Source organism: Xanthomonas sp. NCPPB 3583 (genome assembly GCF_041475715.2).
Lineage (GTDB): Bacteria > Pseudomonadota > Gammaproteobacteria > Xanthomonadales > Xanthomonadaceae > Xanthomonas > Xanthomonas euvesicatoria.
In genome coordinates, this window is the sequence record NZ_CM191263.1 from 936,398 (window position 1) to 958,793 (window position 22,396).

The following is a 22,396-nucleotide window of genomic DNA, read 5'->3' on the forward strand; positions in this document are numbered from 1 at the left end:
TTCGCCGCCGGCAGTGTGCACGTCATCGTTGCACGCTGCGCTGCCCTCGTGCGGCAAGGCCTGAGGTGCCGATTCGCGGCTTGCATGCCGCATCCGCATCGCGCCGAGCAGCGATCGCCCGCCGCAGCGGCGATAAGCCCGAACCTGCGGCTGGCTGCGCCTGGCAGCGGCATGGCTGCAATCTGGATTGCAGGCGATCCCAACGGCTCGGCCCGGCCACGACGATGGGCCGGTGCTGGCCGCGTTAAACTAGTCGCCAGTCCACTGCCCGGCCTCCCGATGCGCAATCCATTGCAAGAACAGCTGCTCAAGGCCGGCCTGGTGAAAAAAGCCCAGGTGGACAAGGTTGCGCGCGAGCAGGTCAAACAGCGCCATGCCAAGGGCGCGGCGGTGCAGCCGGCGGCGACGGACAAGATCGATGCGGCGCGCCTGCAGGCCGAGCGTGCCGAGCGCGATCGTGCGCTGGCCCAAGAGCGCAACGTGCAGGTGCGCCAGCAGGAAGTGCTCGCGCAGGTACGGCAGATCGTGGAGACCAACAAGGTCAAGCGCGAAGGCGAGATCGACTACCGCTTCAACGACGGCAGCGTGATCCGCAGCGTGCTGGTCAACACGACGCTGCGCAGCCAGTTGGCCAGCGGCGCGCTGGTGATCGTGCGGTACGGTGATGGTTTCGAGCTGATTCCGCGTGCGGCCGCCGACAAGGTTTACAGCCGCGATGCCAATGCGGTGGTGCTGGACCACGGACGCAACAGCGCGCCGGCTGCCGCCGACAGCGATGACGAGTACTACAGCCAGTTCAAGGTGCCGGACGATTTGATCTGGTAGCGCCGGCGAACGGCCGCGTTGGGTGATTGCCGGACGGTTCCCGCTCCGCCGCAGGCGCGACGTCGCTGCATGCTGCGTACCTGCATGCTGTCGGTGCATGTTCGGTGACTGTCGGGAACCAGGCCAGGCACTCGGGTCAGTCCGATCGCCGCGCGGTCGGCTGATGCTGATCAACGTAGTCGTGCGAACGCCTGCGCGCTACCCTGGCGCTCTTTGTCGCCGCATACCCCACTCATGTCGATCGTCCTGACCCAGTTCGCCCGCACCCGCTTGTTTCCGCGCGATGGGCGTCGCAATGCCATCCAGGACTGCACGCCGGAGCAGTTCATCCAGCGGCTCAACGACGAGGCGCCGCTACGCGTGATCGAGGGCTATGCGCCGTTTTGCCAATTGCATGTGCACCGCAACTGGACCTCGACCCGTTGCCTCACCATTCCCATTACCGAAGACAACCGGCACCTGCTGCGTTCCGGCTACGAGGCACGCAGCACGCAGGAATTGGCCGTGCTGGTGCGGTGGTTCGAAGGTGTCGAGCCACCGGTGGCCGGCTATCTGCTGCCCATCCTCTACAGCCGCGAGCAGTTGGCCAAGGAAGGCACGCCCATCGAGGCAGACTGGGGTGTGGTCGGTTGTCTGTACACCGCAGAGCCGGACGAGATTCCGATGGCACCGATCACCATGTTGCGCAATGCCCTGGGCGTGGAAGAGGGCGGCTCGGGCACGCCGCTGGACCGCGAGGCATATCGGCGTAGCGTGGCGTTCTGGGAGCGCAATGCCAATTGGCGCGGGTGAGCGCGTCGTTGCGATCCGCGTTCTTGTCCGCCACTTAAATCGCGCATGGCGCGTGTAGTTGCCACATCCATCCTGACTGCCAATGCCGGGACGTACGCCATGGCTGCGTGCTAGGTTGCCGCCCTGCGTGTAACGGATCGGAGAATCGCCATGTCGTTAGAAGTGCTTGGTGCTGGCCTAGGCCGAACCGGGACGCTGTCGCTGAAGTTCGCGCTGGAACATTTGGGATTTGGACCGTGTTATCACGCCACGGAGGTCGCCGCGAACATGCGTACGGCACTGCCGCTGTGGAATGCCGCCGAGCGCGGTGCCGCAGACTGGTCGACCATCTTCGCCGGCTACCGTTCGAGCACCGACCATCCTGGTTGCTATTACTGGCGGCAATTGATTGAGGTATATCCGCAGGCCAAGGTCGTCCTGACGGTGCGCGATCCCGACAGCTGGTTCGAGTCGGTGACCCAGACCATCCTGATGCCGGGCAGAAAGAGCACCTTCGTCGGCCCCGAAGGCGAAACATTCAGTACGTTCTTGAAGCAGCAGATGGGCGGGCGCAGTCAGGACCGCGCCTTCATGGTCGACTACTTCAATCGCTGGAATCAGGCGGTGATCGATACGGTGCCAGCCGAACGGCTGCTGGTATTTTCGGCTCGGCAAGGCTGGGCGCCACTATGCAGCTTCCTCGGCGTACCGCTGCCGCACAAGCCTTACCCACACTTGCACGCACGGCCGCGGCTGCGTTGGTTTACGCGCGGCTTGCGTCTGCCGGACGACGTTGCCGCACGCGAGCGACACGTGCGCGAATATCTGGAGTACCTGCGCGAAGATCTGTTCGGATAAACGCACATTGCGTGGCTTATTCTGCGACACATGCCCGATAATTTGATTTTAAAAATAAAGTACCAACCATGATGTTGATTGGCCATATGACTATTGCTAGCCTGAATAAGGCGAATGTCAAAGTTCGCCATTTCTGAAACTTCCAGAAGAGGTGCGCGTGATGAAAACTGCCAAAGCCATGCTGTCACTCGTGTTTTCGAAGATTCTAAAAATGTTTGGTCCGCGCAAGGTGGCGTATATCTACACGCAGTGACTGCAATGCCCGGGCAGGCTTTGCCGGATGGCCCGCATGCACGCGCATCGTCGGCGACGGCGATGCGCGCTGCCGCAGGTTACCGATGTGCTGCAAGTGCAGTGTGCGGATGTGCGGCAGACGTTATGCCGTCTTGCCGGGACTTGGAGCCAGGCGCGGATGCGGATCATGCGGTTGCGAAGTGTTCACGCGTGCATATCCGATGAGCCCGATGCGATGACAACCGACAGGACGCCGATGTGGGCATGCCCTCCAAGCAGCGCGAATATCCCAGTCGCTTTTTCGACTCGACAGTCTGGAACGACTTCGCCTTTCGCGACGACGATGTCGTCATCGCCAGCTATGCCAAGGCAGGGACGACCTGGGTGCAGCAGATCGTCGCGCAACTGATCTTCGGCGGCACCGAGGAGATCGAGGTCTCGCGGCTGTCGCCCTGGTTCGACTCGGTGTATCCGGACAAGGCCACCAAGCAGCGGCTGCTCGCCGAGCAACGCCATCGCCGCTTCGTGAAAACCCATCTGCCCGCCGATGCGCTGGTGCTATCCGAACGCGCCCGCTATCTCTACGTCGGCCGCGATGCGCGCGACATCGTCTGGAGCCTGTACGACCATCAGCGGGCAGTCAGCGCGGATGCACAGGCGCGTCTGGATGCGGAGCCCTCCAGCAACGGTAAATTGAAGGTCATGCCGCCGCCCACGTGCTCGGTGGAGGACTATTTCCAGAACTGGATGCGCGCCGATGGTGCGCCGCTGTGGCCGTTCTGGGAGGACGTGCGTTCCTGGTGGGCGCTGCGCGATTACGACAACGTGCTGCTGGTGCATTACGCCGCGTTGCTGCATGACCTGCCTGCGCAAGTGCGGCGCATTGCCGCATTCCTGGATATCCCGCTGGATGCCCAGTGCTGCGAGCGCGTGCTGGCGCACTGCAGTCTGGACTACATGCGCGCGCACGCGGCGCGCTACGTTCCACAGGGCGCCGGTTTCTGGCGCGACGGCGGCCGAGCCTTCTTCAATCAAGGTCTCAATGGGCGGTGGCGTGACCGACTGGCACCGGCAGTCGATGCGGCCTATCGCCAGCGTGTTGTCGCCGAGCTTGGCGCCGAGTGCGCGCATTGGCTCGCCACCGGCGATGTTGCGTCGGCGGCGCATGCGACGACCGGGATGGTTGCTTAGGGTGGCCAGCGATTCTTTCGCGGAGAAGGGCATGGATGCATCGTCGGCGCACGCCTACGATCAGGTGTCGCAATACTACGATCGCCTGAGGGACCACTGGGCCGCTGCCAGTGCAGCGCAGTGTGCGCAGGCATTGGCGGCACTGGTCGGCACTGGCACGGCGCTGGAGTTGGGGATCGGCACCGGCCGTATCGCGCTGCCGCTGGCGGCTGGCGGCGCGGCAGTCTGCGGCATCGACAACTCGCCTGGCATGTTGGACATGCTGCGTGCCAAGCCCGGTGCAGAGCGACTGACCCTGGTCTGCGCCGATTTTGTCGATGTCCCGGTCGCCGGGCCGTTCGACCTGATCTATTCGGTGTATTCGCTCGGCTATCTGTTGACGCAGGACGACCAATTGCGTTGCCTGCGCGCGGTGCGCGAGCGCCTGGCAACGTCCGGCGTGTTCGTCCTGCAGACGATGGTGCCGCAGGCGGAGACCTTGCTGGCGGACGGCAAAGTGAGGTCGTTGGAGGCGCCGGCCCTGGACGAGGGCGAGGTGCCGGTGATGCTGATGTGCTCCAGCGCCGATCCGGCCCGGCAGCTGATCCAGCAGCGCATCGTGATGATCGGGGAGTCGGCGACCCGCGTCTTCAACGATCGCTATCGCTACCTCTGGCCTTCCGAGCTGGATCTGATGGCACGGATCGCCGGCTTGCGCTTGCGGGCCAGATGGGGCGATTGGAGCGGGCAGCCCTACACTGCGCGCAGCCGTAGCCAGATCTCCGTGTATGAGCCTGCTGCGATGGATGCGGACGAGGCGAGCGCACGCGGCTGACAGTGCCATCGGCGAAGATCGGTCAATAGCGGCTGCAGCAAATGTCGGCGTGTCGTGGCCCTGGCCGCCGCGCGGTCTGTCACGTTCGGCCGACCACAGCGCAGGCGACAACGCGTAGTGCAACGCGTGCGCAGATTCAGCTTCGACGTCGTGCCGATCATGGCCTTGAAGCACAACGGGCGCCTTGCGGCGCCCGTTGATTGACACTGTCGAGGATGGGCGAACATGCGCCCACGTCTCAGTAGCGGTAATGATCCGGCTTGAACGGGCCTTCCACCGGCACGCCGAGGTAGTCGGCCTGGTCCTTGGTGAGGGTGGTCAGCTTCACGCCGATCTTTTCCAGGTGCAGACGCGCAACTTCTTCATCCAGGTGCTTGGGCAGGATGTAGACCTTCTTCTCGTAGGTGTCGCGCTTTTCCCACAGGTCGATCTGAGCCAGGGTCTGGTTGGCGAACGAGTTGGACATCACGAAGCTCGGGTGGCCGGTGGCGCAGCCCAGGTTCACCAGGCGGCCATCGGCCAGCAGGAAGATCGCGTTGCCGTTGGGGAACACGTACTTGTCCACCTGCGGCTTGATGTTGATCTTCTGCACGTCCTTCAGCGCCTTGAGCGCATCGACCTGGATCTCGTTGTCGAAGTGGCCGATGTTGCAGACGATGGCCTGGTCCTTCATCGCCTGCAGGTGCTCGACGGTGATGATGTCCTTGTTGCCGGTGGTGGTGACATAGATGTCGGCCCGGCCCAGGGTGGATTCGATGGTGTTGACTTCGAAGCCTTCCATCGACGCCTGCAATGCGCAGATCGGGTCGATTTCGGTGACGATCACGCGAGCGCCATAGGCGCGCAGCGAGGCGGCGCTGCCCTTGCCGACATCGCCGTAGCCGCAGACCACGGCAACCTTGCCGGCCAGCATCACGTCCATCGCGCGCTTGAGGCCATCGGCCAGCGACTCGCGGCAGCCGTAGAGGTTGTCGAACTTGCTCTTGGTGACCGAGTCGTTGACGTTGATGGCCGGGATCAGCAGCTTGCCGGCTTCGGCGATCTGGTACAGGCGGTGCACGCCGGTGGTGGTTTCCTCGGAGACGCCCTTCCAGTCCTTGACCACGCGGCCCCAGTAGCCCGGGCGCTCGACGGCCACGCGCTTGAGCAACGCCTTGATGACGCCCTCTTCGTGCGAGGAGGCCGGCTCGTCCACCCAGGTGCTGCCGTTCTCGAGCTCATAGCCCTTGTGGATCAGCAGGGTGACGTCGCCGCCGTCGTCCACCACCAGCTCCGGGCCGGTAAGGGTGCCGTCGGGCAGGGTGAAGGTCAGCGCGTCCAGGGTGCAGTCCCAGTACTCTTCCAGCGTCTCGCCCTTCCAGGCGAACACGGGGGTGCCGGTCGCGGCGATCGCAGCGGCGGCGTGGTCCTGGGTGGAGAAGATGTTGCACGAGGCCCAGCGCACATCGGCGCCGATGTCCTTGAGCGTTTCGATCAGCACGGCGGTCTGGATCGTCATGTGCAGCGAGCCGGTGATGCGGACGTTCTTCAGCGGCTTGGTCTGCGCATGCTTGCGGCGGATCGACATCAGGCCCGGCATTTCGTGCTCGGCGATGTCCAGCTCCTTGCGGCCCCAATCGGCCAGGGAGATGTCGGCAATCTTGTAGTCGGTATGCGGGGTGATCTTTGTGACAGCGTTCATGCAATGGCTCCGGTAGGCAAACGAATGTCTGCAATGCCGGGCGCCGTTGAACGGTAACTGCTGGTCGAGCCTGGCCGTGTACCTGCACCTGTGGTGCAGTGAGCGGATCAGTCCGCTCTACCGGTCGCAGCGCCCCTCGACGAGAGTGCCCGATTATATCGGCAGCACCCTCGCGCGGCATGAATTGCGGCCGACCCCCTACCAACGGCAGGGGAGCGGCCGACAGGCGGCTGCTATGGTCCGGAGTCGATCATCAGCGGGGACGGACGATGCGGGCGAAACGGCATGCGCAAGGCTGGCGGCAGCACACATGGGCGTTGGCAGGGGTGCTGGCATTGAGCGCACCGGTGATGGCCGGGACGGCTCGCCCGGCAGCGACCAACGCGGCAGTTGCTCCACCAGGCCCTGCGCCAGGCAGCAGTTACCAACTGCCGTCCAAGGCACTGCAGGCGGTGGTGGATGCCCCGCGTGCGCCGCTGCTGCAGCTCTCGCCCAGGCGCGATCTGGCTGCGATGCTGCAAATGCCCGCACTGCCGGACATCGCCGAGGTGGCCCAGCCGGAGCTGAAGCTGGCCGGCCTGCGCATCCATCCGAAGACCTTTGCGGCCAGCCGCTTTTCGTTCGCCAGCAAGCTGTGGCTGCTGTCGGTGGCCGACGGCAGCGAGCGGCAGATCGCCGGGTTGCCCTCCCCGTTGTCGCTGGCCGATCTGAGCTGGTCGCCCGACCAACGCCATCTGGCGTTCCGCCGCGAAGATGCCGCCAGCGGCGCCAACGAACTGTGGCTGGTGGACGTGGCGGCCGGGCAAGCGCGGCGGCTGCTGGCCGGCTTGAACACCAGCGTCAACGACGACTTGCGTTGGTTGCCCGATGGCAGTGGTTTGCTGTTGCAGCAACAGGTTGCACGACAGGGCGCACCGCCGACCCGCGATGCGATCCCGACCGGGCCGGCGACCCAGCAGACCAGTGCGGCTGCCGGGGTGCGCTCGCTGCCCACGTATCAGGACCTGCTGCGCAACGAAGCCGATGCGCGCGTGTTCGAGTACTACGCCACCGGCCAGCCGATCATCGTCACGGTGGCCGGGCAGGTGCGCCCGATCGCCACGCCAGGCATCTATCTCAACCTGTCGGTGTCGCCGGATGGCCGTTACATCCTGAGCGAACGCAGCGAGCGGCCGTTTTCGTATCTGGTGCCGGTGGACAACTTCCCGCGCAGCATCCAGGTGCTGGACCTGCAGGGCAAACTGGTGCGTCAGATCGCGCAGCTGCCATTGGTGGAAGGCCTGCCGACCGGAAACGATGCGGTGCCGACCGGCGTGCGCGACATCGCCTGGCGGCACGATGCACCGGCCACGCTGGTGTGGGCCGAAGCGCAGGACGGTGGCGACCCGGCACGCGAGAGCAAGGTCCGCGACGCGGTGCGGATGCAGGCCGCGCCGTTCAACCGCGCGCCGGTCACGCTGGCGCAATTGGGCAGCCGATTCGAAGGCATCCAGTGGGGCCGCGGCGATCTGGCGATCTTGAGCGAAAGCTGGTGGAAGACCCGCCGCACCAAGCAATGGCGTATCGCACCGGATCAACCGCAACGCGCGCCCGAACTGTTGTGGGACCGCTCCTCGCAGGACCGCTACAAGGACCCGGGCACGCCGGCGACGGTGGCCGACGGCAAGGGCCGCCCGCTGCTGCAGACCAGCAGCGATGGCAACAGCCTGTTCCTGTTCGGCAAAGGTGCTTCGCCGGAGGGCGACCGCCCGTTCGTCGATCGATTCGATCTGCGCAGCAAGCAGGCCACGCGGCTGTTCCATTCGCAGGCGCCGACCTATTCGGCGCCGCTGGCCTTGCTGGACGCGCAGGCCACGCAACTGCTGCTCAGCCGCGAATCGCCGGAAGAACCGGCCAACTATGTCGTGCAGTCGCTGGGCGATGGCACCGCGGCGCGCGCGTTGACGCACTTCGCGCACCCGCTGCCGCAATTGCGCGGCGTGCAGAAGGAGCAGATCCGCTACAAGCGTGCCGACGGCGTGGACCTCACCGCCACGCTCTTGCTGCCGCCCGGTTACGACCCCAAGCGCGACGGGCCACGGCCGTTGCTGATGTGGGCCTACCCGGGCGAATTCAAAAGCGCCGACACCGCCAGCCAGGTCACCGATTCGCCGTACCGTTTCAACGCGATCAGCTACTGGGGGCCGCAGGCGTTTCTGGCGATCGGCTATGTGGTGCTCAACAACCCGAGCATGCCGATCGTGGGCGAAGGCAATGCCGAACCCAACGACACCTATGTGCCGCAGCTGATCGCCGATGCGCAGGCCGCGGTGGACGAAGTGGTGCGGCGTGGCGTCACCGACCGCGAGCACATCGCCATCGGCGGGCATTCCTACGGTGCCTTCATGACCGCCAACCTGCTCGCACACACGCGCTTGTTCAAGGCCGGCATCGCACGCAGCGGCGCCTACAACCGCACGCTCACCCCGTTCGGTTTCCAGGCCGAAGAGCGCAATTACTGGCAGGCGCAATCGGTGTACCAGGCGATGTCGCCATTCAATTACGCCGACAAGATCAAGGACCCGCTGCTGCTGATCCACGGCCAGGACGACAACAATACCGGCACCTTCCCGATCCAGAGCGAGCGCATGTTCGCCGCGATCAAGGGCCTGGGTGGCACGGCGCGCCTGGTGATGTTGCCCAACGAATCGCATGCTTACCGCGCGCGGCAATCGATCATGCAGATGCTGGCCGAGAGCGAGCAGTGGTTGAAGACCAATGTCGGCGAGCCGGTAAAGGAGACCGGCGCTATGCGCACGCGTTGATCGGTGGTGCGCTGGCACGGTAGGAGCGCGCTCGCGCGCGATGCGCCGTTACCGATGAAGCTTCGTCGCGCCCGGATGCGCTCCTACAGCGGATGAGGATGTGGCCGATGTGGTGCCGGCAACGGCTGCCGAGCCGTATAGATGGGTGCCGCGATCACCTGTAGGAGCGGGCCTGCCCGCGATGGGGCATTACCGGTAACGCCCCATCGCGCGCGAGCGCGCCACGACGAGATTCATCGCCACGTGCGCCAGCACACGATGGTTGGTGTTGAAACCGTCGTGCCGGTCGCGATCATCTAATCCTTTTGGGTTAGTCTTCGACGACTTTGCGCTTGAAGAGGGTGTGCGTTTCCGATGAACGAGTACCGCAGCAGTCTTGTGTTCGCTACCCCCGATCTTCCCTTGCGCGACGATGTGCGTCGGCTCGGCGCACTGGTGGGTGATCTGCTCGCCGAGCAGGTGTCTGCGGAATTCCTCGATGAAATCGAACGCGTGCGCACCACCGCCATCTCGCGGCGCGAAAGCGATGCCCCACCTTCCACGCTGAGCGAACAACTCACCGGACGGCAGCCGCGTGACGCCGAAGCGTTGGTCCGGGCGTTCAGCACCTATTTCCAGGTGGTCAACATCGCCGAGCGCGTGCACCGCATCCGCCGCCGCCGCGAATACCAGCGCAGCGGCACCGATACGCCGCAGCCCGATGGCCTGCATGACGCATTGCGCCGCCTCAAGGCGCAGGGCGTGACCCTGGACGAACTCAGCCAATGGTTGCCGCGCATCGATGTGGAGCCGGTGTTCACCGCGCATCCCACCGAGGCGGTGCGGCGCGCGCTGCTGGAAAAAGAACAGCTGATGGTCGCCAGCCTGGTCGACAACCTGGACGGCATGCGCACGCCCAACGAACGCGCCAGCGACGCCGCGCGCTTCCGCATGGCCCTGACCGCGTCGTGGCAGACTGCCGATTCCTCGCCGGTGCGCCCCACCGTGGACGACGAGCGCGAGCACGTGGGCTTCTACCTCACCCAGGTGCTCTATCGCGTCATCCCGGTGATGTACGAAACGCTCGAACACGCCATCGAAGAAACCTACGGCAGCGTGCCGGCATTGCCGCGTTTGCTGCGCTTCGGCACCTGGGTGGGCGGCGACATGGACGGCAATCCCAATGTGGATGCCAAGACCATCGCCGGGACGCTGGACGCGCAGCGGCGCGCGGTGCTGGACCGCTATCAGAAAGAACTCTGGCAGTTGGCCAGCCTGCTCAGTCAATCGACCACGCTGGTGCAGGTGAGCGCCGAACTCACCGCACAGCTGGAGCGCTACCGCGCGCTGCTCCCCGACGCGGCCGCGCGTTCGCGCCCGCGCCATGGCGACATGCCGTACCGCCTGCTCAACGACCTGATGCGCGCGCGCCTGCAGGCCACACTGGACGATGCCGAGGGCGCTTACAGCGCACCTTCGGAGCTCGAGCACGACCTGCAATTGATCCTGGACAGCCTGCAGGCCAACAAGGGCCTGCATGCCGGGTGGTTCGCGGTGCGGCGTCTGCTGTGGCGCGTGCGCAGCTTCGGTTTCCATCTGGCGCGGCTGGACGTGCGCCAGGAATCGAGCGTGCATGCGCGCGCGGTGGCCGATGCCCTGGGCCAGACCGATTGGGATGCGCAGGATGCCACCCAGCGCGCTGCCGTGCTCGGCCCGTATGCCGCAGGGCAGGAACCTTTGCCGCGCGTGGACGATGAAGGCAATGCACGGTTGGATGCGGTATTCGCCGCGCTTGCCGATGCGCGCACCCGCCATGGCGCCGATGCATTGGGCAGCTACATCATCTCGATGGCGCATAACCGCGCCGACGTGTTGACCGTGCTGGCACTGGCCCGGCGTGGTGGCTTGGTCGACGATGCCGGCGCGGTGCCGCTGGATATCGTGCCGCTGTTCGAAACCGTGGACGATCTACGCGGCGGCACCGGCACCGTGCAGGACCTGCTGGCCGACCCGGTGTATCGCCAGCATCTGGCCGCGCGCGGCGATACGCAGATGGTGATGCTGGGCTATTCGGACAGCGGCAAGGACGGCGGCATCGCCGCCTCGCGCTGGGGCCTGCAACGCGCGCAGGTCGAGTTGCTGGAAGCGGCCGCCGAATTGGGCGTGCGGCTGACCTTCTTCCACGGCCGTGGCGGCTCGATCGCGCGCGGCGGCGGCAAGACCAGCCGCGCGCTGGATGCCGCACCGCGCGGCAGCGTGGATGGCCGCCTGCGCGTCACCGAGCAGGGCGAGGTGATCCACCGCAAGTACGGCATCCGCGCTCTGGCGTTGCGCTCGCTGGAGCAGATGACCGGCGCGGTGCTGCTCTCGAGCCTGCGCCCGCGTGCGCCCGAGCCGCGCGAGGCGCATTGGCGCCCGGTGATGGATCTGGTGGCCGAACGCAGCACGGTTGCGTATCGCGCCTTCGTCGGCGCGCCGGAGTTCATGCAGTACTTCCGTCTGGCCACGCCGATCGATGTGATCGAGCGCATGACGCTGGGCTCGCGTCCGTCGCGGCGGCTGGGCCAGGACGCGGCCTTGTCCAACCTGCGTGCGATTCCCTGGGTGTTTGCGTGGAGCCAGGCGCGTGCGGTGATTCCCGGCTGGTACGGCGTGGGCAGCGGCCTGCAGGCGGCGGTGGATGCCGGGCATGAAGACACCTTGCGCGAAATGGCGCAGGACTGGCCGTTCTTCCGCACCTTTCTGGACGACATCGCCATGGTGTTGTCCAAGGGCGACCTGAATATCGCCGAGTTGTTCTCGCGCTTGTCCGGCGACCTGCACACGCGGTTTTTCCCGCTGATTCGCGACGAACTTGCCTTGACCAAGGCCTGGGTGAAGGCGCTGCTGCAACAACAGTCGCTGTTGCAGCACGACCCGCGGCTGGCGTTGTCGATCCGTCTGCGCAATCCCTACATCGACCCGATCAGCGTGCTGCAGGTGGATCTGCTGCAACGCTGGCGCGCCACCGATGGCGAAGACGAAGCGCTGCTGCGTGCGCTGGTGGCCTGCGTCAACGGCGTCTCGCAGGGCGTGCAGAACACCGGCTGATTGCATGGCCGGCTGCAGGGGCGGGTAGGGAACAGACCACCGCAAGCCAACGGCAATCACGCCGTTGGTCGGAGAGCGCGCACGAACGGCAAGCGGACTCTGGCGTAACCGGACAAATCTGTCCGATAATGTCGGCATGATGACGTCCCGCCCCGATGCCGCGCTGCGCCGCCGGCAGATTCTCGATGCCGCCGACGAGGTGTTCAGCGAACACGGCGTCAATGCCCCGCTGGAGCTGGTGGTGGAGCGCGCCGGTCTGGGGCGCGCCACGCTGTATCGCAATTTCCCCGACCGGCTGGCACTGATGACTGCATTGATGGCGCGTGGCCTGGATGGGCTGGAGCGCCTTGCCGCCGACCTCGCCGACCGTCCGGATGGCCTGGCGGTGCTGCTGCACGATGTCGCCGAGCACATCGCCCAGTCTTCGCCGCTGGTGGATTTCTGGCGCTCGATCGAACGCGCGCATCCGGCGGTGGAGGCGGCAGATCGGCGGGCGGTCGGCATCTTCCTGCCGTTCGTCCATCGCGCCCGCGACGCCGGGCTGTGCCGCGCCGATGTCGACGAGGAACAGGTGCTGTTGGTGATCGACATGCTGGGCAGCTGTCTGCGCGGCAACGATGAGGCCGAACGCAAACGGCTTGCGCATCGCTCGGCCGATCTGTTGATGCATGCGCTGGGCATGCGGGTACCCGAAGGCGGCACGCGATGACACCGGCCACACGCGCCCGCATCGGTCGCTGGGCCCTGCGCACTGCGCTGGTGCTGGCCGCCGGATGGGGCGCCCTGGCGATCTACTACGCACTGACCGGCAACGCCCTCGTACGCGCCGGGTGGGTGGCCTCGTGGTGTGCGATGGCGGTGGCAGCGTTGTGGGGGGTACGTCGTGGCCGCGAGAACTGGGCCCTGGTGGGCATCTTCAGCGCCGCGTTCGTGGTGCTGGCGGTGTCGTGGTGGCTGATGCAGCCCAGCCAGGACCGCGACTGGGCCGACGATGTCGCCCAGCGTCTGCAGCCGCAGGTGCACGGCGACATCGTCACCCTGCACAACGTGCGCAACTTCGATTGGCGCAGCGAGACCGACTATGTGCCGCGTTGGGAGACGCGCCAATACGATCTGAACCGCCTGGTCAGCGCAGATCTTGCGCTCTCGTACTGGATGGGCCCGGCGATCGCGCACACGCTGGTGTCGTTCGGCTTCGACGATGGTTCGCACGTGGTGTTCTCGCTGGAAATCCGCAAGGAACGTGGCGAAGCGTTTTCCGCGTTGGGCGGATTCTTTCGCAGTTTCGAAGAAACCCTGGTCGCCGCCGACGAACGCGACATCCTGCGCGTGCGCACCAACGTGCGTGGCGAAGACATGTACCTGTATCGCCTGGCGATTCCCAAGGCCGGGCTGCGCCGCATGTTCATGGGATATGTGGAACTGGCCAACGAACTCGATCGCAAGCCGGCGTTCTACAACACGCTTACCAGCAACTGCACCACCATTGTGTTCGCGCTGGTGCGGCAACTGCAGCCCACACTGCCGCTGGATCATCGCCTGCTGCTGTCCGGCTATGTCGACCAATACGCCTACGACCATCACGGCCTGATGCCCGGTTATCCCTTCGCCACCTTGAAGCAGCGCGGGCATTTCACCGCGCGTGCGATCTCCGCCGACAAGGCCGCGGATTTTTCTGCGCGCATCCGTGCCGGCATGCCGCTGGCGCCGGCGCCAGGCGCAACCGCGACCACGCCGCGATGAGGCCGCGCATGCACCGAGCGCGTGCCGCTGCATTCCTGGCGGGAGTGCTGGCAACTATGTGGTTGAGCGGCTGCGCCATGGTGACGGTGCAGTCGCGCAACAGCGGCGACTACATCGCGCAAACGCGTGGCGATGTGCTGAGCACCGGTGAATTGAGTCAGTCCGGCAGCGAAACCTTGCAGGTTGCCGGCCTGCAACCCAAGGCCTGCCGCGCTGCGCCGCTGCCGTGCCTGCAGCAGCTCACCAGCGAGGCCGGTATCGGCGATGAGCGGCGCTTGGCCACGCAGGCAGAACTGTGGACCGCGCGCGCCATCGCGCTGAGCGGGCGCAACCCCACCACGATGAGCGATGCCGCGGTGGAGGCCTGGTTGGAGGCCGCGCGGCATGCGTATGCGTACCTGTTCTTCACCGCGCGTGCGCCCAGTGCGCGGGCGTTCGAGAATCGCCAGTCGCAGGTGCGCGATTACTACAATTACGCCGTGCAGCAGGTGGTGGAGCGCCTGTTCGCACGATCGCAGCAAGCCGGCGAAACCACTCCGGCATCCACCACGGTCGGGCGCTGGCAGCTCGACGTCGATCTGTCCGCCTACCGGCTGCCGGGCGACGGCAATACGCCACGTGCGATCTTCGCCGCCTCGGCGCTGCGCTTCAATGGCCTGCGCAGCACCTACCGGCGCGATGGATTCGGCGCCGAGCTGGTCGCGGAAGTGGACCCGCAAGTGGTTGGCGACCCCGCCGGGCTAGCATTGCAGCAGGCCGTCGCGGCGGGTGCGGCGCCCGATCGCCCGTTGCCGACGTTCAGCGAAATGCCGTACGCGCCGGCAACGATCTTGCTGCGTTTCGAGGGCGAGACGCTTGCTGAGGTGTTGCGCAGCCACCTGGTCACCTTGGTGCCGTACGACCCGTATCGCCAGAGCGAAGTGGTGCTGCATGGCCAACGCGTGCCGCTGGCAGGCAACTTCACTGCCGCGTATGGATTGTGGCTGGCCAAATCCGGATTTGCGGAGCAGTCGCTGCGGTCGATGCTGGGCAGCGCACGCGGTATCGATCGTCCGCACCTGTATCTGATGCAGCCCTATGATCCCAACCGACGCGTGCTGCTGATGCTGCACGGTCTGGCCAGCAGCCCGGAGGCCTGGGTCAACGTGGCCAATGAAGTGATGGGCGATGAAACGCTGCGCCAGCGCTACCAGATCTGGCAGGTGTATTACCCGACCAACGCGCCGATGGCGATCAACCGTGCGGAAATCCAGTCGCTGGTGGAACGCAGCCTGCAGCACTTCGATCCGTCCGGCAGTGCGATCGCGTCGCACGACATGGTGTTGGTCGGGCACAGCATGGGCGGGGTGATCGGGCGGCTGCTGGTGTCGTCCTCTGGCGAGCAATTGTGGGATTCCCTGCTGCAGAACTACCGGCTGGACGGCGAACGCGGCGCGCGCATCCGCGCCAAATTGTGGCCGTTGCTGCACTTTTCGCCGATGCCGCAAGTGGACCGCGCCATCTTCATCGCCGCGCCGCATCGCGGTACGCCGTTGGCCGAGGGCGGGCTGGGGCGGTTTGTGAGCAAGCTGGTCCGTTTGCCGGGCGCGTTGCTGGATCGCTTCGGCGATGTGATGCAGGACCTGGCCAACAGCGAACGCGACGATCCGGGCGGCGCTCCCCGCCGCAAGGGCCGCGCGTTGGTGCCCACCAGCATCGACAACCTGCGCGACACCGATCCGTTCGTGCGTGCCACGATGGATCTGCCGATCTCTCCAAACGTGCAGTACCACACCATCATCGGGCGCGAGAAACCGCAGGTGCCGCTGGCCGATTCCGACGACGGCCTGGTGCCGTATCGCAGCGCGCATCTGGACGGCGCGGCCTCGGAGCTGGTGGTGACCTCCTGGCACAGCGTGCAGGAAACGCCGCAGGCCATTCTGGAAATTCGTCGCATCCTGCATGTGCAGTTGCAGGCAGAGCAGCAGGCCTCGCACGCGCCGGATCGCTAGCCTGCCGGTGGGGCGGCTGCCGTTTCGCGTGCTCCACTGGCGGCACCGGCATGCAGCGTGAAAGCTGCCGGTCTTAGCGCCATGTTGACCGCGACCGTGCTATCAGGCGGGTCTCGTACAGGCTCGAACAGGGAAGAGGCGATGCGCAAGGTGTCGGCGATGTTGTGGGTACCGGTGTTGTTGGTCGGATGCGGGCGTGGCGAAGCTCCAAAGGATGCAACCACTGCTGCCGGTGCCACGGGTGCTGCGCCGATGCAGCCTGCAGGCACCTCCAACGCTGCAGCGGCCGTCGACCAGGCCGCACCGGAATTTCCGGCCATCCCCACCATCGTGGTGCCGGAGATCGTCGGCGTCACTCCCGCGCAACGTGCACTGGAAGCATCGCTGCAGGACATTCTCGACCCGATCCAAGGCGTCAGCGTCGCCCCGGCACGCTGCGGCGATGGCGGTGCCCTGATCACCGATGCCGGCATCACCAGCGTCGACGCCAACGGCAACCTGTTGCGCAATGGCGAGGGCGGTCTGTTCGATCTCAAGGCCGACGGCAGTGGCACCGCCAACTTCGAGGGCGGGCTGGTCAACGTCAATGCCGACGGCAGCGGTACCATCAATGCGATCGGCGAAGGCGGGTCCGGTGGGGCGCTCATCGATGTGCAGTCCGATGGTGGCGGCACCTACAACGGCCCGGCCGGCTTGATCAGTCTGGACGGCAAGGGCGCCGGAACCTGGAACAGCGAAAAAAGCGGGCTTGTCGACAATCGCGGCGATGGCAGCGGCACCTGGAACGGGCCACGCGGGCTGGTCACCATCAACGCCGATGGCTCGGGCACCTGGAACGGTCCCGATGGCCTGGTGCAGAACCACGGCGACGGCACCGGCACGGTCGGTACGCCGCCGCGCGAAGTGCGCATGCCGCCACTACCGAAAGTGCCGCCAGCAGGCCGCTTCCCGCCGCTGCAAAAGTTCGCACCGCCCGGCGCACCCTGCGGTTACCTGATCACCTTGAACGACCGCATCCTGTTCGACTTCGATAAGTCCGACATCCGCCCCGACGCGGCGCGCGTGCTCGACACCCTGGGCGCCGCACTGACCAAGGTCACGGCAAAAGACATGCAGGTGCGCGGGCACACCGATGCCAAGGGCAGCGACGATTACAACCAGGCGCTGTCCGAGCGACGCGCCAATGCCGTGCTGGCAGCGTTGCGCGCCCGTGGTGCCGCGCAGTCGGCCAATGCAAAGGGCTATGGCGAATCGCAGCCGGTGGCGCCCAATACTCTCAACGGCCAGGACAATCCGGGCGGGCGGCAGCTCAATCGACGGGTGGAGATCTTCCTGCGTACCTGACGCAGGCGTGACGGTAGGGGAGAGCGCTTGACCGCGCGCTGGTGCGGACTGCCTTGCATGCCACCGCAATGCGCGTCGATCGCAGGCTGGCGGGCGGCCGAAGGCAGTCGGCAACACCTGCCGTTGGCGCGTGCGCAACCGTCAGATGATTGAGGTGTGTGTCTGCGCCACCACCTAGACCCGTGCATCCAGGGTCCAGGCATCGCCTCGCCGGCGCGCATGCCCTGCTGTCGGTGGATGCATGCGCCAGGCAGGCAGCGCACAGCGTCGACAATGTTTGCCTCCATACGGCAATGACTGTGCCGACTTGCGCATGCGTTGCGCGCATTTGTCATGTTCGCAACCACGGTCACCAAACTGACATACCGCATCACCACCATGCGCGGCGCCTGCCTGCAGGTGTGATGCAGTTCCGCCTGCGCGGGCTGCCTCGCTTCCCCACATTCGCGGCGGCGCAGCCTTGGCGCGTGTCCATGGCGCGCTGCTGCATTCATCGGATTGGATCATGATCGTTCGTTGCTCGCTGTTGCGTCCTTCGCGGTTGTCGCAGGCGCTGTGTTTGTCGTTGTGCGCCCTGTGCGGCCATGCCGCGGCCCAGGAGACGCAGGCCACCACGCCCGCACAGGGCGACATGGCCACGCTGGACAAGGTCACTGTCGCTGCCACGCGCTATAACGCGACCGACATGCAGATGGCCGCCACCAATACCGTCAACGTGTTGTCGGCCGACGATCTCAAGACCACTGCCGTGCACAACGTCGCCGAAGCGCTGGGCCTGATGCCGGGCGTCAACGTGATCAATACCGGGCAATCGTATTTCGGCGGCATCGACGGCGCCGCGCGCGGCGAAGGCATGTTTTCATCGGTGCGCGGCCTCAATGCCGAATACAACGTCAACCTGATCAACGGCATCAACGTCGCGCAAGGCATGCCGTACAGCCGCGGCGTGCAATTGAGCCTGCTGCCGCCGTCGGGCCTGCAGACCATCGTGTTGAACAAGACCTCCACCGCCGACATGGACGGTGATGCGATCGGCGGCACCATTGATTACCGCACGCCCAGCGCATTCGATTCGCCCGATCGCCAGGGCGGCAGCGTGACCTTGAGTGGACGCCTGGAAAGCCGTGCACGCGACTACGGCGATTCCGGGCTGGGCAGCGGCGCAGCCGGCGACTGGCATGCGCGTTTCGGCGGTGCCGGGCAGTTCGGTGTGTCGGTCAGTGCGTATTACGACGAGCGCCATTTCGTGAACAGCGAAGTGGCCTCTGCCTCGGCTGCACGCAACGATGGCGCATGGAAATTCGCACGTGCCGACGCCAGCGGCAATCTGGCCGCAGGCGCCGACCCGCAAGAGGTCCTGCAGAGCACCGGCATCAATATCGGCTACTCGCAGGGGCAGACCCGACGCTACGGCGGCAACGCGGCCTTCGACTGGCGTGTGGATCCCAGTTTGCATCTGTATGCACGCATGACCTACGCCTTTGCCAAGACCGAGCAGAACACCGGCTACACGCAGTTCGTGCCGGCCAATGTCAGCTTCACGCAAATCGGCAGCAGCGGCGTGTATCAGCCGCAGATCAACCGCGTTGCAGTGCGTTACTGGTACGAAACCAACCCGGAAGAGGCCGACCTTGCCACCGTGCAGTTCGGCGCAGAAAAGCAGCTCGGCCATTGGACGTTCGCGCCCAACATCTTCTACGGCACCGGCAATAACGACCGGCCGGATCACGTGGAAATCTCCGCGCGCAACGACCAGTACAGTTCGACCAACTTTGCCTATGGCGCCAACCGTTTCATCAGCTACGACGGCGACGGTTTCCCGATTCCCTTGCTCACCCCGGCCATGCAGGCGCAGGCCTCGGACGTGGGTAGCCTGTATGCACGGCGCACCGGGCAGATTTCCAAGCAATACAGCGGCCAGGACAAGGGCGGCGGCAAGTTCGACGTGGCCTATGACTTCGATGCGGGGCTGCTCAGCCGCATTGCCTTTGGCGTGAAGTATGTCGACAGCTCGCGCAGCTTCACCGATCGCGATTGGACCAATGCCAAGTACACCGACGGCACCTTGTTGCGCGATACCGGCCTGATCGCGCAGCGCTATGATGCGGTCTATCCAGGCCAATACGCGTTTCCCACCGTGCGCCTGAGCAATGCAGCGCTCAACGACCTGATCGCACGCACGCTCACCCCTGCCAGTTTCGACAGTTGCGGCCAGTTGGCCATCAACAATCTCAACTGCAACACCATGCGCGCAACCGAAGCGGTGAGCGCTGCCTATGCAATGGCCACCTTGCGCACCGGCAACTGGGAAATCCTGCCGGGCGTGCGCTTCGAACATACCGCCATCACCAACACGTTCTGGGCGCAGCCGGCCGCCATCAACGGTGCCGAGCAGGTCGGCGCATTCGCCAACAACCAAACGCGCTACAACGTCGCCTTGCCCAGCGTGTTCGTCAATTACCGGCCCGATGGCGATGGCGCGGTGTATCGCGGCTCGGTGTGGACCAGCTACACGCGCCCGGCCTTCGTGCAGCTGGGCGGCGGCCGCTCCACCGACATCTCCAGCGATGGCCAGACCACCATCACCGAAGGCAACCCGGATCTGAAACCGATCAAGTCGCTCAACGTAGACCTGTCGGGCGAATGGCAGAACGACAGCGGCGGCCACGCCATGCTGGCCGGCTATTACAAGCGCCTCACCGATTACATCTATGAAAGCGGTTCGAATGCCGCCAATGCCGGCGAAAGCGAAAGCGGCAATATCCGCTTCGTGCGTCCTCAAAACGGTGGCGACGGTCGCGTGCTGGGCATGGAAGCGGCCGTGCGGCAAACCTTCCAGGGCCTGCCCGCACCGCTGGACGGCTTCGGCATCGGTGCCAACATCACCCGCCAGAGCACGCGCGTGGACCTGGGAGAAGAAGGCTTCGCACACGAACGTATCCAGAACGCGCCGAACCTGCTCGCCAATGCGGAGCTGTTCTACGAAAAGGGGCCGTGGTCGGTCAACCTGAGCTATCACTACTCCGGCGAATACGTGTCGGTGTACGACTATCTCAACCAGGGCGCAAATTGGGACAACCTGTGGATCAAGCCGATCACCCGCGTGGACCTGCATCTGGGCTATGCACCGAACGATCACCTGCGCGTGGATCTGTCGGTGGCCAACCTCACCAAACAGCACAGTTACTGGGCGCACGTTGGCCATGACACCGATGCGATTTCCGACATCGTCGATTCCGGTATGACCAGCCTGTTGACCGCCAAGTATGTGTTCTGATCGCGCACGATTCGCATCCGACGACCTTCCAGGTGCGCAGCAGGATGCAGATGTCATGACGGACGCGCGGCCTAGCGCAGGCCGTGCACGCGCCTGCGGTGGAACGGAGCAGTGGGCATTGCAACGCGCGTCGTCGGCCAGCGGTGGGGAGCCGCGATGGGCCGCCCGCGTTGTCGCGAGCGCAGGTGCCGCGATGGGGATCGCGGCACCTGCGCGGCAGGCCAGGCGCAGGCAGTGCGTCGGTATTGCACCGAGGCCTGATACGCCCCGTGGCGCGCCAGCGGCAACCGGCAGCGTGCTGTGCCTGGTACTGGCGGCTGCGTTGGCGTTGGGCGGCTGCACCACGTCGATCCCGAGCGTGGCCACCGCGCGCGCCTCCACAGCGCACGGTGGCGATCGAGCGACAGGTATCGCCGGCAAACAGGTGGGCACCGGAGCGCCGGCATCGACGCAGGCCGCGCAACTGGAGCGCGTGGTGGTGGTGTTCCGGCATGGCGTGCGCGCACCGCTGCAAGGCGAGGCCGCCGCCGCGCACTATGCCGACCAACCCTGGCCGCAATGGTCCACGCCCGCCAGCCTGCTCACTCCGCATGGTCGCCAAGGCGTGCGCTTGAGTGGCGAGTACCTGCGTCAGTGGCTGGTGCAGCAGGCGTTGTTGCCGAGCAACGGTTGCCCGGTAACCGGCAGTGTGTCGGTGTGGGCCAATACCGATCAACGCACCATCGATAGCGGCGCACTGCTGGCCGACGCGCTTGCACCCGGCTGCGGCATTCTTGCCGGGCATCGGGAGGCTGGCAGCAACGATCCGCTGTTTCGACCGATCGAGGCCGGCACGGTGCCGTTCGATGCGGCGGCAGCGGTCGCATCGATCCAGCAACAGACCGGAGGCCCTGCCGCCTTGCTGCAAGGCCATGCTGCCGAGCTGCAGGCATTGCAGCAGATTCTGGGCTGCACGCGGACGCCGTGCGAGTTCGCGCAGATGCCTTCGACGCTGGCGCCGTCGGCCAACGGGCGCGGGCTCAAGTTAGGTGGGCCAATTGACCTGACCTCCGGCACCGGCGAGGTGTTGCTGCTGCAATACGCAGAAGGCCTGCCGCTGTCGCAGGTCGGTTGGGGCCGTGCGACGCCCGAGCGCCTGGCCCAGGTCTCACGCTTGCACGCATTGCTGTTCGATATTTACGCACGGCCGCACTACATGGCCTCGCGTTCGGGCGCACCGCTGGCGCGCGAGGTCTTGCAACGCTTCGGTGACGCGCAGGCGCCGAAGGTCTCGGTGTTCGTCGGCAGTGACACGCATATCGCCGCGTTGAGCGGCCTGCTGCATGTGCATTTCCTTCTGCCCGGTTACGGCGCCGACGACCCGCCACCGGGCGGCGCGTTGGTGCTCGGCCTTTGGCGCGAGAGCGACGGCCGCCAGCTCGTGCGCGCCCGTTACCTGGCGCAATCGCTGGATCAACTGCGCACGCTGGTACCGCTGGATCTGGCCCATCCGCCGCTGCAGCAGGAACTGTCGCTGGGCTTGTGCGCTCCGGAGCAACGCATGGCCTGCCCATTGGCGGATTTTGCGATGGCGCTCGAACAGCAGTTACAGCTCGATCGGTAGCAACAGGTTCGCGACCGCTGTTCTGCGGTGGTCCACATGGCATGTGGCTTCGCCCCGTACCCTCACCCCAACCCCTCTCCCGCGGGGAGAGGGGCTTGAGCGGCGTGGTGTCGTTGTCCCTTCTCCCGCAAGGCGGGAGAAGGTGCCCCGTAGGGGCGGATGAGGGTGCGTGCGCAGCCACGTGCTATCTG

General features: G+C 65.6%; 14 protein-coding genes, 1 pseudogene and 1 riboswitch. Of the genes and pseudogenes, 13 read left to right on the forward strand and 2 right to left on the reverse strand.

The annotated features are described in order from the left end of the window. Positions 1-279: 279 nt before the first annotated feature. The 5 genes from ACCQ07_RS04085 to ACCQ07_RS04105 all read left to right on the forward strand — a co-directional run bounded on the left by ACCQ07_RS04085 (position 280) and on the right by ACCQ07_RS04105 (position 4,693). Positions 280-825: a DUF2058 domain-containing protein gene (locus ACCQ07_RS04085; protein WP_008573524.1), complete on the forward strand. Its 546-nt coding sequence runs from the start codon at positions 280-282 to the stop codon at positions 823-825. A 234-nt stretch (positions 826-1,059) separates the two neighbouring features. Next, on the forward strand, positions 1,060-1,617 hold the full coding sequence (locus ACCQ07_RS04090; protein WP_029818693.1) for a DUF3228 family protein: 558 nt from the start codon (positions 1,060-1,062) through the stop codon (positions 1,615-1,617). 150 nt (positions 1,618-1,767) lie between these two features. Continuing rightward, positions 1,768-2,454 (forward strand): sulfotransferase family protein, encoded by a 687-nt coding sequence (locus tag ACCQ07_RS04095; RefSeq protein WP_005910850.1) that lies wholly within the window; start codon positions 1,768-1,770, stop codon positions 2,452-2,454. A gap of 492 nt (positions 2,455-2,946) precedes the next feature. Beyond that, on the forward strand, positions 2,947-3,879 hold the full coding sequence (locus ACCQ07_RS04100) for a sulfotransferase domain-containing protein (RefSeq protein WP_372363814.1): 933 nt from the start codon (positions 2,947-2,949) through the stop codon (positions 3,877-3,879). Positions 3,880-3,910: 31 nt separating this feature from the next. Then, the gene (locus tag ACCQ07_RS04105) at positions 3,911-4,693 is read left to right on the forward strand and encodes a class I SAM-dependent methyltransferase (protein ID WP_372363815.1); all 783 of its coding nucleotides are present in this window, start codon (positions 3,911-3,913) and stop codon (positions 4,691-4,693) included. 238 nt (positions 4,694-4,931) lie between these two features. Here ACCQ07_RS04105 and ahcY read toward each other — a convergent pair whose 3' ends face one another. Further along, complete coding sequence (ahcY, locus tag ACCQ07_RS04110) at positions 4,932-6,374, reverse strand: adenosylhomocysteinase (RefSeq protein ID WP_031421135.1); 1,443 nt, start codon at positions 6,372-6,374, stop codon at positions 4,932-4,934. Positions 6,375-6,405: 31 nt separating this feature from the next. Then, positions 6,406-6,518: riboswitch (S-adenosyl-L-homocysteine riboswitch) on the reverse strand. A 125-nt stretch (positions 6,519-6,643) separates the two neighbouring features. Here ahcY and ACCQ07_RS04115 point away from each other — a divergent pair. From ACCQ07_RS04115 to ACCQ07_RS04140, 6 genes are all read left to right on the forward strand, one after another. Beyond that, on the forward strand, positions 6,644-9,178 hold the full coding sequence (locus ACCQ07_RS04115; RefSeq protein ID WP_372363816.1) for a S9 family peptidase: 2,535 nt from the start codon (positions 6,644-6,646) through the stop codon (positions 9,176-9,178). Between the two features lie 354 nt (positions 9,179-9,532). Further along, positions 9,533-12,247, forward strand: coding sequence for a phosphoenolpyruvate carboxylase (ppc, locus tag ACCQ07_RS04120; RefSeq protein ID WP_011346444.1), 2,715 nt, complete (start codon positions 9,533-9,535; stop codon positions 12,245-12,247). Positions 12,248-12,383: 136 nt separating this feature from the next. After that, complete coding sequence (locus ACCQ07_RS04125) at positions 12,384-12,956, forward strand: TetR/AcrR family transcriptional regulator (protein ID WP_008573539.1); 573 nt, start codon at positions 12,384-12,386, stop codon at positions 12,954-12,956. Beyond that, positions 12,953-13,990: a DUF4105 domain-containing protein gene (locus ACCQ07_RS04130; RefSeq protein ID WP_372363817.1), complete on the forward strand. Its 1,038-nt coding sequence runs from the start codon at positions 12,953-12,955 to the stop codon at positions 13,988-13,990. Before ACCQ07_RS04125 ends, ACCQ07_RS04130 begins: the two co-directional genes overlap by 4 nt. After that, positions 13,987-15,981 (forward strand): esterase/lipase family protein, encoded by a 1,995-nt coding sequence (locus ACCQ07_RS04135; RefSeq protein WP_136733603.1) that lies wholly within the window; start codon positions 13,987-13,989, stop codon positions 15,979-15,981. The genes ACCQ07_RS04130 and ACCQ07_RS04135 overlap by 4 nt, the downstream gene beginning before the upstream one ends. Before the next feature lie 141 nt (positions 15,982-16,122). After that, complete coding sequence (locus ACCQ07_RS04140; protein ID WP_014089411.1) at positions 16,123-17,325, forward strand: OmpA family protein; 1,203 nt, start codon at positions 16,123-16,125, stop codon at positions 17,323-17,325. A gap of 174 nt (positions 17,326-17,499) precedes the next feature. Here ACCQ07_RS04140 and ACCQ07_RS04145 read toward each other — a convergent pair. Further along, a pseudogene (locus ACCQ07_RS04145) lies at positions 17,500-17,832 on the reverse strand (hypothetical protein). Here ACCQ07_RS04145 and ACCQ07_RS04150 point away from each other — a divergent pair. Together ACCQ07_RS04150 and ACCQ07_RS04155 are read left to right on the forward strand one after the other, a co-directional pair. Continuing rightward, complete coding sequence (locus ACCQ07_RS04150; RefSeq protein ID WP_372363818.1) at positions 17,831-20,602, forward strand: TonB-dependent receptor; 2,772 nt, start codon at positions 17,831-17,833, stop codon at positions 20,600-20,602. The pseudogene ACCQ07_RS04145 and the gene ACCQ07_RS04150 sit on opposite strands and share 2 nt — an antisense overlap. Beyond that, complete coding sequence (locus ACCQ07_RS04155) at positions 20,592-22,205, forward strand: histidine-type phosphatase (protein WP_372363819.1); 1,614 nt, start codon at positions 20,592-20,594, stop codon at positions 22,203-22,205. The genes ACCQ07_RS04150 and ACCQ07_RS04155 overlap by 11 nt, the downstream gene beginning before the upstream one ends. The last annotated feature ends 191 nt before the right edge of the window (positions 22,206-22,396 follow it).